Origin of the sequence: Methylocapsa sp. S129 (assembly GCF_009765995.1) — a bacterium.
Taxonomy (GTDB): Bacteria; Pseudomonadota; Alphaproteobacteria; order Rhizobiales; family Beijerinckiaceae; genus Roseiarcus.
Genome location: NZ_LMUI01000059.1, coordinates 24,810 through 40,568, shown reverse-complemented (window position 1 = coordinate 40,568; position 15,759 = coordinate 24,810). Strand labels below are relative to the sequence as shown.

14 protein-coding genes are annotated in these 15,759 nt (G+C 62.3%); 13 read left to right on the top strand and 1 reads right to left on the bottom strand.

Features of this window, described 5'->3' with window-relative positions; all coding sequences use genetic code 11:
- The first annotated feature begins 202 nt into the window (after positions 1-202).
- The 13 genes from efeU to GSQ90_RS28640 all read left to right on the top strand — a co-directional run bounded on the left by efeU (position 203) and on the right by GSQ90_RS28640 (position 14,794).
- A complete protein-coding gene (efeU, locus tag GSQ90_RS28700; protein WP_158818416.1) occupies positions 203-1,033 on the top strand; it encodes an iron uptake transporter permease EfeU in 831 nt (276 codons plus the stop codon).
- A gap of 2 nt (positions 1,034-1,035) precedes the next feature.
- Entirely contained in the window at positions 1,036-2,235 is a 1,200-nt protein-coding gene (gene efeO, locus GSQ90_RS28695; RefSeq protein WP_158818415.1) for an iron uptake system protein EfeO, read from the top strand.
- A 17-nt stretch (positions 2,236-2,252) separates the two neighbouring features.
- On the top strand, positions 2,253-3,599 hold the full coding sequence (gene efeB, locus GSQ90_RS28690; protein ID WP_158818414.1) for an iron uptake transporter deferrochelatase/peroxidase subunit: 1,347 nt from the start codon (positions 2,253-2,255) through the stop codon (positions 3,597-3,599).
- A 10-nt stretch (positions 3,600-3,609) separates the two neighbouring features.
- Complete coding sequence (gene efeO / locus GSQ90_RS28685; RefSeq protein WP_158818413.1) at positions 3,610-4,425, top strand: iron uptake system protein EfeO; 816 nt, start codon at positions 3,610-3,612, stop codon at positions 4,423-4,425.
- 157 nt (positions 4,426-4,582) lie between these two features.
- Positions 4,583-5,374, top strand: a complete 792-nt coding sequence (locus GSQ90_RS28680) for an IclR family transcriptional regulator (protein WP_371418510.1) — start codon at positions 4,583-4,585, stop codon at positions 5,372-5,374.
- A 77-nt stretch (positions 5,375-5,451) separates the two neighbouring features.
- A complete protein-coding gene (locus GSQ90_RS28675; RefSeq protein ID WP_158818411.1) occupies positions 5,452-6,213 on the top strand; it encodes a hypothetical protein in 762 nt (253 codons plus the stop codon).
- A 43-nt stretch (positions 6,214-6,256) separates the two neighbouring features.
- Positions 6,257-6,586, top strand: coding sequence for a HigA family addiction module antitoxin (locus tag GSQ90_RS28670; protein WP_158818410.1), 330 nt, complete (start codon positions 6,257-6,259; stop codon positions 6,584-6,586).
- A gap of 21 nt (positions 6,587-6,607) precedes the next feature.
- A complete protein-coding gene (locus GSQ90_RS28665; RefSeq protein WP_158818409.1) occupies positions 6,608-7,570 on the top strand; it encodes an aminotransferase class IV in 963 nt (320 codons plus the stop codon).
- 475 nt (positions 7,571-8,045) lie between these two features.
- Positions 8,046-9,857: a glyoxylate carboligase gene (gene gcl, locus GSQ90_RS28660; RefSeq protein WP_158818408.1), complete on the top strand. Its 1,812-nt coding sequence runs from the start codon at positions 8,046-8,048 to the stop codon at positions 9,855-9,857.
- Between the two features lie 167 nt (positions 9,858-10,024).
- Positions 10,025-10,804, top strand: a complete 780-nt coding sequence (hyi, locus tag GSQ90_RS28655) for a hydroxypyruvate isomerase (protein WP_158818407.1) — start codon at positions 10,025-10,027, stop codon at positions 10,802-10,804.
- Positions 10,805-10,826: 22 nt separating this feature from the next.
- The gene (glxR, locus tag GSQ90_RS28650) at positions 10,827-11,720 is read left to right on the top strand and encodes a 2-hydroxy-3-oxopropionate reductase (RefSeq protein ID WP_158818406.1); all 894 of its coding nucleotides are present in this window, start codon (positions 10,827-10,829) and stop codon (positions 11,718-11,720) included.
- 11 nt (positions 11,721-11,731) lie between these two features.
- The gene (locus GSQ90_RS28645) at positions 11,732-13,009 is read left to right on the top strand and encodes a glycerate kinase (protein WP_158818405.1); all 1,278 of its coding nucleotides are present in this window, start codon (positions 11,732-11,734) and stop codon (positions 13,007-13,009) included.
- A 255-nt stretch (positions 13,010-13,264) separates the two neighbouring features.
- Positions 13,265-14,794 carry a sensor domain-containing diguanylate cyclase gene (locus GSQ90_RS28640; protein WP_158818404.1) on the top strand — a complete coding sequence of 510 codons (1,530 nt, stop codon included), beginning with the start codon at positions 13,265-13,267 and terminating at the stop codon, positions 14,792-14,794.
- 117 nt (positions 14,795-14,911) lie between these two features.
- Here GSQ90_RS28640 and GSQ90_RS28635 read toward each other — a convergent pair whose 3' ends face one another.
- Positions 14,912-15,649 (bottom strand): hypothetical protein, encoded by a 738-nt coding sequence (locus tag GSQ90_RS28635; RefSeq protein WP_158818403.1) that lies wholly within the window; start codon positions 15,647-15,649, stop codon positions 14,912-14,914.
- Positions 15,650-15,759: the final 110 nt, after the last annotated feature.

Below are 15,759 nucleotides of genomic sequence, written 5' to 3'. Positions count from 1 at the left end.
TTCGCAGCGTTTTAGAATGGTTCAAAGAGAACGCCATCGAAGACAATAAATTAGAATAACTACAAACTGTAGTTTGGAATGATTATCATCTTTGTTATTCCAAGCATATTTCTCTTGGCTCGCCGGATAAAGCAGGTGTATGGCGTTCGATATTGACGCGAAGCGCTGATGCTTCTGTGTGTGCGTTCGAGGGGCGAAGGCTTTGCTGGTTCCCTTCCTCATCATGCTGCGCGAGGGCATCGAAGCGGCGCTGATAGTCGGGATCGTCGCGAGCTATCTCCGGCAGACCGGACGCTCCGCATGGATGCCCGCTGTTTGGGGCGGCGTTGTCGCCGCCGTCGGATTGTCGCTCGCCGTCGGAATCGCGCTCTATCTGGCGAGCGCCGAATTTCCGCAGCGCGGACAGGAATTGTTCGAAGCGATTGTCGGGCTCGTCGCCGTGGGCATTCTGACCTCGATGGTCTTCTGGATGCACAAGGCCGCCCGGTCGCTCAAGGCGACTTTGCACGCCTCGATCGACGCAGCGCTCGCTGACAATTACACGCAAGGCTTGCCGCTCGTCGGCATCGTCTTCTTCGCGGTGGCGCGCGAAGGGCTCGAATCCGTCTTCTTTCTGCTGGCGACGTTTGAGCAGAATGTCGGCTTTGGCGCGCCGGCCGGCGCCATGCTGGGCCTCCTTGGCGCAGTCGGCGTCGGGTACGGCCTTTATCGCGGCGGCATGCGGCTGCCGCTCAAGCTTTTCTTCCGCTGGACCGGCATATTTATCCTGTTCGTCGCGGCTGGCCTGCTTGCCGGCTCGCTGCGCTCGCTGCATGAGGCGGGCCTATGGAACGGCCTGCAGGAGACCGCTTTCAATCTCAGCGCGATTATTCCCGTCGACGGCGCGCTCGGTTCCGTGCTGGCCGGCATTTTTGGCTATCAGGACATGCCGACCATCGGCGAGGTCGGGATCTATCTCGTCTATCTCATTCCCGCGCTCGCGATGCTGACGCTGGGCTCGTCAGGCGGCGCGCTCGTCAAGCAGCAGGCCTGAAGGTGAACAAGTCCCGCATCATTCTCGGCGGCGTCGCGATCATCGCGCTGATGGTCGCCGTCGGCGGCGCGACTTATTTCATGGCGCGCCACCCGGTCGCGTCGGCGCCGCCGGCCGCCGGCGCATCGCCCGCCGCGTCGACGCAGGGTGCGCAAAGCGCGACGGCGGCGGTGAATGTCAACGTCACGGCGTCGGCTTGCGACCCCAACGAACTGACGGTCCCGGCGGGGCGCGTCACGTTTTCGATCCATAATCAAGGCTCCCGCGCGCTCGAATGGGAAATCCTCAATGGCGTGATGGTCGTCGACGAGCGCGAGAATATCGCGCCCGGCTTTAGCGCGAAATTGACGACGAGGCTGGAGCCTGGCGATTACGACATCACCTGCGGCTTGCTCAGCAGTCCCAAAGGCAGGCTGCACGTCGCCGCGTTTGACGCCGCCAGCGCCAAGCCCTCGCAGATCGACCTGATCGGGCCGCTGGCCGAATATAGGGTCTATGCGAGCTATGAGATCGACGCCTTGGTTGACGACGCCAAGCGCTTCGCTGATGCGGTGAAATCAGGCGATCTTGATGCGGCGCGCGCTTTGTTTCCCGTCGCCCACGCCCATTATGCGCGCCTCGCGCCGATCGCCAGACTTTTCCCCGATCTTGACCGCGCCATTGATTCCAGCGCGTCCGAACACGACAAGAAGGAAGCGGATCCCGGCTTCACTGGCTTTCATCGGCTGGAATGGGGCCTGTTCGCAGGTTCGGATTCCGGAAACCTCGACCCTCTCGCCGACAAGCTCGCCGCCGATGTCGTCGCCCTGCAAAACCGGTTCGAAGATTTTGCGATGAATCCAGAGCCGACGATCGCGGGCGCGGCCGATGTGATCGGCAAGACGGCGCTGGGCAGAATTTCCGGCGAAGCGGATCGCGGCAGCGGCGCCGATCTTTCCGACCTGCAGGCCAATGTTGAAGGCGTGAAGAAGATTGTCGATCTCTTCCGGCCGCTGATCGCCAGGGTGGACAATCCATTGAGCCTTGCGCTTGCCGAGGATTTTTCAACAATCGATGCGACGCTCGCCAAATACAGAACCGCGGATGGCGCCTACAAACCCGCCGCGCATTTGAGCGCCGACGACCGTGCGGCGCTGCAGAATGCGACAAAGAAGCTCGCCGGCGAACTTGCGCGGGTTCGCGGCGCTCTCGGCCTGAGTTGACGGAAAGGAGCGCGCCCATGAATGACCGCCCCAAGCAAGACAGGCATTCAAGCGATGCGCAGCCCGCTTCGCCCGATCGCCGCAAAATGCTGCTCGGCCTTGGGCTCGCCGGCGGCGCCGTCGCCAGCGGTTTGACGCCGGGGGCCGCGTTCGGCGCTTCGACCGCGGGCGAAGCGTCGCAGCCCGATCAGGCTCTGGAGGCGCGGCAGCCTTTCTACGGCGCTCATCAATCGGGCGTGACGACCGCTCGTCCGCCCGCGGGCCTTGTCGTTTCGTTCGACGTGCTGGCTGCGACGCGGGGCGACCTCGAACGCCTGTTGCGTAAGCTGACCGAGCGCATCGAATTTCTCACGCAAGGGGGCCCGGCGCCGGAAATCGATCCGAAATTTCCCGCCCTTGATTCCGGCCTGCTCGGCCCGGTCGTGACGCCAGGCAATCTGACGATGACGGTGGCGCTTGGCGCATCGCTGTTCGATGGCCGCTTCGGGCTGGCGGGCGCCAAGCCGACCCACCTTCAACGCATGCCGCAATTTCCCAATGACGCCCTGGAGGCCGAATCCTGCCACGGCGATCTGCTCATCCAGATTTGTTCGGATACGCCCGACACCAACATTCATGCTTTGCGCGACGTCATCAAGAATTCTCCCGATCTCCTCGCCTTGCGCTGGAAGGTCGACGGCTATAATGCGCCGGCGCGCGGCGCCAACCAGCCGCCGTTCACGCCGCGCAACCTCTTGGGCTTCAAGGACGGCACCGCCAATCCCGATCCTGACGATAATTCCGCGATGAATCGCCTGGTCTGGGTCGCGCCGGAATCGGCGGAGCCGGCATGGGCGGCGGGCGGCAGCTATCAAGTGGTGCGCATCATCCGCAATTTCGTCGAGCAATGGGACAGAACGCCGTTGCAGGAACAGCAGTCGATCATCGGCCGCGAAAAGAAGACCGGCGCGCCGCTGACTATGGCCGCCGAACAAGACATTCCCGATTATGCCGGCGATCCGAAGGGCGAGCGCATCCGGCTCGACGCGCATATCAGGCTCGCCAATCCGCGAACGGCGGAGAGTCAGGCCAATCTGATCCTGCGCCGTCCCTATAATTACTCGCGCGGCGTCACTAAGGCCGGCCAGCTCGATATGGGCCTGCTGTTCATCTGCTTTCAGGCCGATCTGGAGAACGGCTTTCTCGCCGTGCAGAAGCGTCTGAATGGCGAGCCTCTCGAGGAATATATCAAACCTGTCGGCGGCGGCTTTTTTTTCGCGCTGCCCGGCGTCCCTGCAAAGGGTCTCTATCTCGGCCAATCGCTTATCGAAGCGACCGAGCTGCCGGGCGATTCCGCCCATCCCACCCCAAGAAAATCAAGCTGAGGGAAACGAAATGAAATCGATACGCACTGCCCTTCTGATCGGCGCATCCAGCCTGGGCCTCGCGCTCGCCGCTCAGGCGGCGCCGATGGATCTCGTCGGCCCCGTCTCCAACTACAAGATTTTCGTCGCCAAAGGCGTCGACCGCCTTGTGACGACGACCGCCGCGTTCACTGCCGCGGTAAAGGCTGGGGATCTCAAGAAGGCGCAGGCGCTCTATGCGCCGACCCGCGTCAATTATGAGACGATCGAGCCCATCGCCGAATTGTTCAACGACCTCGACGGCAGCATCGACTCGCGCGCCGACGATCACGAGAAGAAGGAGGCCGATGACGGCTTCACCGGCTTCCACCGCATCGAATACGGTCTCTTCGAGAAGAAGAGCACGGATGGCCTCGCCCCCCTCGCCGACAAGCTGAACAAGGATGTGGTCGAATTGCAGGGCCGCATCAAGACGCTGACGATCCCGCCGGAGAAAATGGTTGGCGGCGCCGCGGCTTTGATCGAGGAAGTCGGCAAGACCAAGATCACCGGTGAGGAAGATCGTTACAGCCACACCGACCTCTATGATTTCCAGGCCAATGTCGACGGCGCCAAGAAGATCGTCGATCTCCTGCATCCGCTGACGGTGAAAGCCGATCCGGCCCTGAGCGCCGCGGTCGACAAGAATTTCGCGGCGGTCGACGGCATCCTCGCCAAATATAAGGTCGGCAATGGCTGGCAGAGCTATGATAAGGTCACTGAGGCCGACCGCACCGCGTTGAAAGGCCCGGTCACCGCTTTGGCCGAAGACCTGTCCAAACTGCGCGGCGCGCTCGGTTTGAACTGACGGCGGCAAATCCCTTCTCCCGCCTTGGGCGAGAGAAGGGTCTCGCGTCCAGCCAATTGCAAAGCCGCGCAAGGAACTCTACGAATCCGGGGCAACCCGGATTCGCCCCATGAAAGCCGGCCTCAAGCGTCGCGCGCCCAAGCCCAATCTGAAGCCCATGGACGAAGACGAAGGCGCCAAAGGCGGCGCGGTTCAGTCGGTCGATCGGGCGATGCTCCTGCTTGAGGCGCTGGGCGAAGACGAAGAAGGCTATCGGCTCACCGATCTGGCGATCCGCACGGGCCTATCGCCGTCCACCGCGCATCGGCTGCTCACCACTCTCGAAAAACGCCGCTTTGTCGCCTTCGATCAAAGCGACGGGATGTGGCATATCGGACGGCAGAGTTTTGCGGTCGGCTCGGCTTTCGTGCGGCGGCGCAATTTTGTGGCGCCGGCGCTGCCCTTCCTGCGCCGCCTGCGCGACCTTACGCACGAAACCGCCAATCTCGCCGTCGTCGACGATGGCGAGGTGATCGTGCTCACCCAAGTCGAAAGCCGCGAGATCATGCGCGCGATCACGAGGGTGGGCGGGCGAGCGCCGATGGTCACCTCCGGCATCGGCAAGGCGATTCTGGCGACCTATGCGGACGAGGATGTCGTCGCCATCATTCAGCGCCATGGCATGAAGCGTCTGACGCCAAAATCCGTCGTGCGCGCCGGCGAATTGCGCGACGCGCTGGAAGCCGTGCGCCGCGACGGCTACGCGCTCGACGATGAGGAATTTCTGGTGGGAATGCGCTGCGTCGCCGCGGTGGTTTACAACGATCAGGCCGAAGCGCTGGCGGCGATATCGGTATCGGGGCTCGCGAGCCGCGTGCCCAAGGCGCGTGTGCCTGAGCTTGGGCGGCTCGTGCGCGAGACGGCACGCGAACTGACGCTGGCGCTGGGCGGCCGGCTGCCGACCGGTTAGAAGGGGATCGGGGTTCACTTTACCGCATTACGCCAAGGCCGCGCCGGCGCGCGGGACGGGCATTTTAGGGGGCAAGCATGTCAACCATTTTCATATCCTGCGCCGTCGGCATTCTGACGTTCGGCCTTGGAATTTTCGGCTTGTTTCTGCAAAAGCTGTTGCCGGAAAACCATATGACGACCGGCGCGCGAGACATGATCGGCGCGATCATGGGTCTCGTCACTTTGTTGCTGGCCCTGGTGCTGGGGACGCTGGTTGGCTCGGCTTACGGGTTTTTCGCCGTCCAAAAGGCCAATGTCGAAACGCTTGGCGCACGTTCGATCCAACTGGATATGGCGCTTGTTCAATATGGGCCGGAGGCGCAGCCCTTGCGCGACGGTCTCAAAGGAGCGCTGAAGCGATCCTATCACACGATCTGGGGCGGCGGCGACACGGACCCGAAAGAGCTTGAAGTTGAAGCTTATCTGCCAATGTTCTTGTTGATGAACCAGGGCATCGCCTCGCTCAACCCGAAGACGCCGGTTCAGACGCAACTGATCGGAACGATCGGCGTCAACGCTTCGATTATCGAGCAGACCCGATTGCTGATGTCGCTGCAATTGGCCAGCCCGGTCTCCTGGCCGCTGCTCAATATCGTCGTGTCCTGGGCGATGCTGCTGTTCTGCGGGTTTGGCGTGCTCTCTCGCTTCAACCCTACAAGCGTCGTCGCGCTGGCTTTCGGCTCATTCGCGGTGGCCAGCGCGGTTTTCCTGATCCTCGAATTGAACGAGCCTTTCACGGGCCTGTTCCGCATTCCCGGCGCGTCGGTCGAGCAGACGATCAGGGCGGTTGGGGGGTAGGCGGAGCAAGTTGTTAGGTGAATGAGGAATAGGGGGCCGGAACATGTCGAAATCGTCGATTGCCACTAGGGGCGCCGCCACGCCCAATCGCCCGACCACCCATCCCGGCGAGATGCTGGCTGAGGAATTCCTGAAACCGCTAGGGCTTTCGGTGAACGCGCTCGCCATGGCGTTGCGCGTGCCTGCGACCCGCATGGGTGCGATCGTCAAGGGCGAGCGGGCTGTGTCGGCGGACACCGCCTTGAGGCTGGCGCGCTTCTTAGGCACGAGTCCCGAATTCTGGATGAATCTGCAAGGGATGCACGACCTCACCAGGGCGAAGCTGGAGAGCGGCCAGGCGATCGAGCGGGATATTCGCCCGCGCGCCGCGTGAGCAGACCGCCAGGAGAATCGGATGGACGTCTCGACCGCCAAACCCGCCGCCAATGAATATTCCTCTGGCGCCGCCTATGTGCGCGGCGCCTTCATGCCGATCGCGCAGGCGGGGATATCCGTGCTGGACTGGGGGTTCACGCGATCGGATGCCGTCTATGACGTGGTCCATGTCTTTCGCGGCGGCTTCTTCCGGCTGGACGATCATCTCGACCGCTTCGCTCGCTCGATGCAAGCGCGCCGGCTCGCGCTGCCGGAGGATCGTCCGACGATCGAGGCGATCCTGCATCGCTGCGTCGCTTTAACCGGCCTTGCCGATTCCTATGTCGCCATGGTTGCGAGTCGTGGTCGCCCGCGTGTGTTCGGCTCGCGTCGGCCGGCGGATTGCGAGAACCACCTGATCGCCTACGCCATCCCCTGGATCGACGTGGTTCCGCCCGACGTGCAGGAACGCGGCGCGCATCTGTGGATCGCCTCGACGCCGCGCGTGCCGGACGCCTCGGTCGATCCGGTGGTGAAGAACCACCAATGGAGCGACCTCACCAGCGGATTGATGGAGGCGCACGACCATGGCTTCGACACCGTCGTTCTCTGCGATTCCGCCGGCATGGCGACGGAGGGCCCCGGCTTCAACATCTTCGTCGTCAAGGACGGCCGCGTGCTGACCCCCGATCGCGGCGCCCTGCACGGCATTACCCGGCGATCGGTGCTGGAGCTCTGCGCGGAACTCAGCATCCCGGCCGAGATCGCGCCCATCCCGCGCGCCTTGCTGGAGGATGCGGACGAAGTGTTTCTCGCGACGACGGCGGGCGGCGTGATGCCGGTGTCGCGTGTCGGCGGGCGCATTCTGGGGAATGACCGGCCGGGGCCACTATCGGCGAGGCTGAAGGAGCTCTATTGGCGCAAGCATGCGGAGGGATGGCATAGGACGGAGGTGCGGAGGGATGCGGAGGCGCCGATGCGAGGCGGGCAAGATGCGTCTTGATATTGTCTCGGTCTCAGGCATTTGCGCCGGGCGCCTATGTGACGACGACTTGGCTCCGCGCCCCCGCTTTCTATTTTTGAATTCATCTAACTTATTGAAATATTTATAAATTCTATGATCCTCCCATCTGACGGAAAAGAAATGCGCCGCCGTTGAGAAAGGCGCTATCCTCGGGGATAACAGGAGCCTTGAAAACGCTTGTTGTCTGTTTCTTTGGAATTTGAAGAGGGACGCCCCTTCCCCCCCTTGCGGGGGAAGGTGTCATGCGGAGCATGACGGATGAGGGGTAGTCGCGCGTAGCGCGACGGCTTGCGGCGAGGCGGTTCGAAGCCGTCTCGCTTCGCTCGACACCCCTCATCCGACCCGACTTCGTCGGGCCACCTTCCCCCACAAGGGGGGAAGGAGAGCCGGCGCGGTTCAATTCCATTAACGCAGACGACGAGCCGCTCGGACATCTGCAATCGGGAGAACCGCCATGGCCAGGATGAAAGCGATCGAGGCCGCTGTTCGCGTGCTCGAAAAAGAGGGGATCACTTGCGCCTTCGGCGTGCCGGGCGCGGCGATCAATCCGCTTTACGCGGCGCTGAAGGCGCGCGGGTCGATCCGCCATATCCTCGCCAGACATGTCGAAGGCGCCTCGCATATGGCGGACGGCTATACGCGCGCCAAGGCTGGCAATATCGGGGTGTGCATCGGCACTTCGGGGCCGGCGGGCACCGACATGATCACCGGGCTTTATGCGGCGATCGCCGATTCCATTCCGATCCTCTGCATCACCGGCCAGGCGCCGCGCGCCAAGTTGTATAAGGAGGATTTCCAGGCGGTCGATATCGAGTCGATTTCCAAGCCTGTCGCCAAATGGTCGGTCACGGTGCGCGAGCCCGCGCTGGTGCCGATGGTGTTCCAGCAGGCTTTTCATGTGATGCGCTCGGGGCGGCCCGGGCCGGTGCTGATTGATCTGCCGATCGACGTGCAGCTCGCCGAGATCGAATATGACGATTCCACCTATCAGCCACTGACCGTCTACAAGCCCGCCGCCACGCGCGCGCAGGCTGAGCGGGCCATTGAAATGCTCAACGCTTCGGCGCGTCCGTTGATCGTTGCGGGCGGGGGCATCATCAACGCCGACGCCTCCGACCTGCTGGTGGAGTTTGCCGAACTGACCGGCGTTCCCGTCATCCCGACCCTGATGGGTTGGGGGACGATCCCTGACGACCATCCGTTGATGGCGGGCATGGTTGGATTGCAGACGAGCCATCGCTACGGCAACGCCACTTTCCTTGAATCCGATTTCGTGTTCGGCATCGGCAATCGCTTCGCCAATCGTCACACCGGCTCAGTCGACATCTACACCAAGGGCCGCAAGTTCGTGCATGTCGATATCGAGCCGACGCAGATCGGCCGCGTGTTCGGCCCGGATTTCGGCATCGTCTCCGACGCCAAGGCGGCGCTGAAACTGTTCACCGAAGTCGCCAAGGAGATGAAGGCGAAAGGTGGGCTCAAGAAGCGGGACGCCTGGGCGGCCAAATGCCTGCATCGCAAGAACAACATGCTGCGCAAGAGCCATTTCGACCAGGTGCCGCTGAAGCCCCAGCGCGTCTATGAAGAGATGAACGAAGCGTTCGGGCGCGATGTCTGTTATGTCACGACGATCGGCCTTTCGCAGATCGCTGGCGCGCAATTCCTGCATGTCTATCATCCGCGCAACTGGATCAATTGCGGTCAGGCGGGGCCGCTCGGCTGGACCTTGCCGGCGGCGCTCGGCGTGCGCGCCGCCCATCCCGACAAGACGATCGTCGCGCTATCGGGCGATTACGATTTCCAATTCATGATCGAGGAACTGGCGGTTGGCGCGCAGCATAAACTGCCGTATCTGCATGTGGTCGTGAACAATTCCTATCTCGGCTTGATCCGTCAGGCGCAACGCGGCTTCCAGATGGACTTTGAAGTTTCGCTGGGCTTCGACAATATCAACGCGACGCCGGAGGGCGATGCGCCGGCCGGCTATGGCGTCGACCATGTCGCGGTCGCCGAAGGCCTGGGCTGCAAGGCGATCCGGGTGAAAAGCCCGAACGAGTTCAAGGACGCTTTCGCCAAGGCGCAAGCTTTGATGAAAGAGCACCGCGTGCCGGTCGTGATCGAGTTCATCTTGGAGCGCGTCACCAATATCGCGATGGGGACCGAAGTGAACAACGTCAATGAATTCGAGGAAATCCTATGCCTCGATCCGAACCTGTCGATCAAGGACAGCCAAGACATGGGCGTGATCGAGAATGCGGGAACGTGAGGGGGCAATTTGCTCACGCCGTCATAGCCGGGCTTGTCCCGGCCATCCACGCCGAACCGCCTCCGCTGACATCGAAGGTTGTTTGCAGTGGCGCCGCGTGGATGGCCGGGACAAGCCCGGCCATGACGGTGGAGTAGCCTCAAACTTAATATCCAAAGGACCAAGCCATGCCGAAATTTTCCGCTAACCTCACCTTCCTCTACACCGACCTGCCGCTCCTCGACCGCTTCGCCGCCGCCGCGAAATCCGGCTTCAAGGGCGTGGAATATATGTCTCCCTACGAGGAGAAAAAAAACGACCTCGTCGCGCGGCTGAGTGACAATGGCCTAACGCAAGTGCTGCATAATCTGCCGGCCGGCAATTGGGCGGCGGGCGAGCGCGGTATTGCAATTTTTCCCGATCGCGTCGAGGAATTCCGTCGCGGCGTTCACCAGGCGATCGACTATGCCGGCGCGCTTGGCTGCGGCCTGGTGAATTGCATCGCCGGCGTCGCGCCCAAAGGCGCCGACGCCAAGGCGCTCCATAAGACTCTCGTCGACAATCTCGCTTTTGCAGCCAGCGAAATGGCCAAGGCGAAAATCAAGCTGCTGGTCGAGCCGATCAATACGCGCGACATCCCCGGCTTCTTCCTGACGCGCACCGATCAGGCTTTGCGCCTTATCGACGAGGTCGGGTCGGACAATCTCTTCGTCCAATACGACATTTACCACATGCAGATCATGGAGGGCGATCTCGCCCGCACCATTGAGGCCAACCTGCCGCGCATCGCCCATATCCAGCTCGCCGACAATCCCGGCCGCAACGAGCCGGGCACCGGCGAAATCAACTATCCCTTCCTGTTCAAGCATATCGACAAGATCGGCTATTCCGGTTGGATCGGCTGCGAATATAAGCCGCTCACCAATACGGCTGCGGGCCTTGGCTGGATGAAGCCCTATCAATCCTAAACGCGCTCCAGGAGTTTTCGATATGAGCAAGATCGGTTTCATCGGCCTTGGCGTGATGGGCCAGCCCATGGCGGCCAATCTCATCGCCGCCGGCCACACGCTGTTCCTGCGCACCCGCCGCACCGTCCCCGAGGCGCTCGTCAAGGCGGGCGGAATCGCTTGCGCCAGCGGCAAGGAGGTCGCAGAAAAATCCGACATCGTCATCCTGATGGCGCCTGATACGCCCGATGTCGAAGACATTCTGTTCGGCAAGGCGGGCGTCAGCGAAGGCTTGGCGAAGGGCAAGATCGTCGTCGACATGAGTTCGATCTCGCCGATCGCCACCAAGGAATTCGCGCAAAAGATCAAGGCGCTCGGCGCCGATTATCTCGATGCGCCGGTTTCGGGCGGCGAGGTTGGCGCGAAAGCAGCCTCGCTGACGATCATGGTCGGCGGCTCGGAAGAGGCTTTCGCTACGGTGAAGCCGATCTTCGAGAAGCTCGGCAAGAACATCACGCTGGTCGGCGGCAATGGCGACGGGCAGACCACCAAGGTCGCCAACCAGATCATTGTCGCGCTCAATATCGAGGCGGTCGCCGAAGCCTTGGTCTTCGCCTCCAAGGCGGGCGCCGATCCCGCCCGCGTGCGCCAGGCTTTGATGGGCGGTTTCGCCGCTTCGCGAATCCTCGAAGTTCATGGCGAGCGCATGGTCAAGCGCACGTTCGATCCTGGCTTTCGCATCGAATTGCACCAGAAGGATCTCAATCTCGCGCTGCAGGGCGCCAAAGCGCTGGGCGTCTCCCTGCCCAACACAGCCTCGGCCCAGCAATTGTTCAGCGCCTGCGTCGCCCATGGCGGCAAAGCGTGGGATCATTCGGCGATGGTGCGCGCGCTGGAAATCATGGCCGATCACGAGGTCGGCAAGAAGAGCGCTTGAAGGGGCGAATCATGGCGGCCGATCATCGGGCCTTGCTGCGCGCCATGTTCGACGCGGCGGTGAACGCCGCTGCCCCTGCGCTATGCGTGCCGCCTTGTCTGCCAGCTCCGCCCAAGGGGCGCACGATCGTGGTTGGCGCCGGCAAGGCCGCCGCCGCGATGGCCGCCGCTGTCGAGGCGCATTGGCAGGGCCCGCTCGAAGGCCTTGTCGTCACGCGTTACGGCCATAGCGCGCCGACCACACGCATCAAGGTCGTTGAGGCCAGCCATCCTGTGCCGGACGTGGCAGGGCCCGCCGCCGCCCGCGCGATCCTCGATCTTGTCAAAGGCGTCGGCCCCGACGATCTCGTGCTCTGCCTTATTTCCGGCGGCGGCTCCGCGCTGCTCGCTTTGCCCGATGGCGACATCACGCTCGCCGACAAGCAGGCGATCAATCGCGCGCTGCTGCGCAGCGGCGCCCATATCGGCGAGATGAATTGTGTGCGCAAGCATCTCTCCGCGATCAAAGGCGGGCGCCTCGCCGTCGCCGCGGCGCCCGCCCGCGTCGTCAGCCTGATCATTTCGGATGTGCCGGGCGACGATCTCTCGGTGATCGCCTCGGGGCCGACGGTTCCTGACGCGACGACGCAGGCGGACGCCTTGGCGGTGCTTCAAAAATATGGCATCGAGGCCTCGCCCGCTGTGCTCAAACAATTGGCGAATCCGGCGGCCGAAACGCCCAAGCCTGGCGATGCCAGCTTCGTCAATGTCGCCAACATTCTGATCGCGACGCCGCAGGGTTCGCTCGAAGCGGCGGCGAAAGTCGCAGAGCAAGCGGGCTTTGCGCCGCTCATTCTCGGCAACGCGATCGAGGGCGAAGCGCGCGAATGCGGCATCGTCCACGCCGGCATCGCGTTGCAGGCGGCGGGCTTTGGCCAACCCGCCGCGCCGCCCTGCGCGATCATCTCGGGCGGCGAGACGACCGTCACCGTGCGCGGCAAGGGCAGGGGAGGCCGCAATGCGGAGTTCCTGCTCAGCCTCGCGATAGCGCTAGGCGGCCGCGCCAATATTTCGGCGCTTGCCGCCGACACCGATGGGATCGACGGCAGCGAGGACAATGCGGGCGCGATCATCGGCCCCGATACGCTGCGGCGCGCTGCGGCGGCCGGCGTCGATGTCGTCAAGCATCTGGCCAATAATGACGCCTATACGGTCTTCTCTGGCCTCGGCGACCTCATCGTCACCGGCCCGACGCGCACCAATGTCAACGACTTCCGCGCGATCCTCGTGCCGGCGTGGACGAGACAATAGCGCTGGATTCGACCCTGTTGGGCGCGTCCGGGCGAAACCGGATGATCGCGGCGACGCCGACCAGAATGAAGATTGCCAGCGTCGCGCTCCCTGCATTCTCGCCAGTCGGACGACCATCGCCGTGCTGACGTCATCGTCTTTACCGGCGGCGGCGCGGATTGGTTACTTTTCGTAAGCCTGATAGGTCTAGCGTTACGAATCCGGCCGCCGCGGCCTTCCTGTTCTTGTCGCTTCGCGCGACGGAGAAGACATTCGATGAAGCTCGTCTCCAACAATGACTTCGTTGCTCCCGCGGTCGACAATCTTGGCGACGATTCCAACATGTTCGAAGTGGCGCCGGTCTCGCTATGGCTGGAGGATTACAGCGAACTCAAGGTCCTGCTTGATGAATGGCGCCAGGCAGGCATCGCCGATCTGCGCCGCTATCTCGTCGCGGACCGGAGTCGGGTCGAAGCCTGCGTCAGCCACATGCGGATCGTAAGGGTCAATCGCCGAACGCTCTCGTTGTTCGAGGTCGACGATCTGCCTCATCTTGTCGCCAACCTCGACGCGATCTTTCGCGACGAAATGTTTCTCAATCTTGTCGACGAACTCGTTCAGCTCTGGGACGGTAAGGCCGAGTTTGTCAGTCACGGCGTCAATTATTCTCTCTCAGGCCGCCGCATCGACATCCAGCTCAAAGGCGCGGTGCTGCCCGGCTACGAGGCGAGCTGGGAACGCGTGCTGATCGCCGTCGAAGATGTCAGCGAGCGGGAAGGCGCGCGCCGGTTGCTGGCGCTCAGCGAGGATTATTCGCGCGGCCTGTTCGAACATTCGCCGATTTCGCTATGGGTGGAGGATTTCAGCGCCGTCAAGCTGCTGATGGACGAGGTGCGCGAGCGGGGCATCGAGGACTTTCGCGTCTTCACCGATGTTCATCCCGAATTCGTTCAACGCTGCATGAGCGAAATTCGCGTAGTCGACGTCAACGCCCACACGTTGACGCTTTTCGGGGCGCCCGACAAGCAGACGTTGCTTTTCCGCCTCCGCGACATCTTCCGCGACGCGACGACGCAGCCGTTCCGCGAGCAATTGATCGACCTGTGGAATGGAAAGCTCTTTCAGCAGCGCGAAGTCGTCAATTATGCGCTCGACGGCGCGGTCCTGCATCTTCATCTGCAATTTTCCGTGTTCCCCGGCCGGGAGAGCGACTGGTCGCTGGTCCAGGTCGCCTTGACCGACATTTCCGCCCGCAAGAAAGCCGAAGCCTATCTCGAGTTTTTGGGCAAGCATGACGTCCTGACCAAACTCTACAACCGCTCCTTCTACGTTGACGAATTGAATCGGCTCGAGCGCACGGGCCCTGCGACCGTCACCGTTGTCGTCGTCGACGTCAACGATCTCAAGGCCGCCAACGACCAGTTCGGCCATGCGGTCGGCGACGAGCTTCTGCGGCGCGCCGGCGAAGTCCTGAACAAGCTGGTCGAAAAGCCCTGCCATGCCGCGCGCATCGGCGGCGATGAATTCGTCATCCTCATGCCGGGAAGCGAGCAGCGCGACGGCGAGGCGATGATCGCCAACATCGGCAAACTGGTCGAGCTCAACAATCAGTTCTATCCGGGCCTGGCGCTGAGTTTCGCAATGGGCGCGACGACGAGACAGCCGGGAGAACGGTTGGAAGAGGTCGTGCGCAGGGCGGACGCCGAGATGTATGCGGCGAAGCGCGCCTATTATTCAGATTTGCACAGGGATCGTAGGGAATCCGCGAGCCTGGGCGGCGACGATTTGCACGGGACCCCGCTTTAGATTCCGCAAAAACGCGCGCAATTTGCGAAAAACCGGCATCCGCTTTTTCGCCGCGCGCTCCAGCAAAGCGCGTCATCGATTTGCGCTAAACGGATGGTCATGGCGTCCCGAACGCTCTCACCCCGCCATGGCGCGAAGCCAACCTTCAGGAAAAGCTGGCAGGTGCGTTTGCCGCGCCGGCCGGCGGTTGAACAACGCTTGGCGCTCGGCCCATGTCGAACGAAAGACGGGATAGCGCTTCTCGACGCGCTCCTTGTGGGCGCTAAAATCGAGGCCCATGCAGGCGACCTTATGATTGAAGCCGGGATAGTCGCGCGGTTCGCACCATGATTCATAGCCGAACGCGCGTCGATAGAAGGCCTGATGCTGCTCGACAACGGAGACAAGGCCGTAGTCGGCTCCGAAATATTCTCCCGCCAGCCAGCCTGGGCGCAGCGCGATGTAGGGAAGTTCCGGAAACCTTCTGGCAAATTCGAGCTTCGCGGCGAGGCGCGTCGGGTCGACAATCACGCGACCCATGCGAAGGCGCGGCATGAGCACGTCGGAAAAGGCGCCAAGCGAGGGAAGCACCGTGCTTTCGTCGGCCGCGACATGGATTCTCAACGTGCTGGCCAGCTCGCCATCGATGAGCGTCAGAGTAATCCAGGCGTTTGGCGCGTCGTCGAGCCCTTCGTCATAAAGCCGGCCATCGGCGCGCGGCTCAATTAACCCCTGACGAATATAGGCCTCATATCGAAGCCGATAGGCCGCCTCTTTTTCGCTGCGTGTCGTGGCGCAACGATGCTCGACTCTTTCGAGCAACCGGTGCACACGATCCGAAAATCGTGAACTCGTGCCGCCGATCCCCGCATCCATAAAAAAACTCACTCAACATTGAACGATGAGCGAGGTTAACAAAAGATGAATCGATGTAAAGGGGTTCTAATCGAATTGGTTAACTGTCAAAAGACTCGCCGTCGACGATT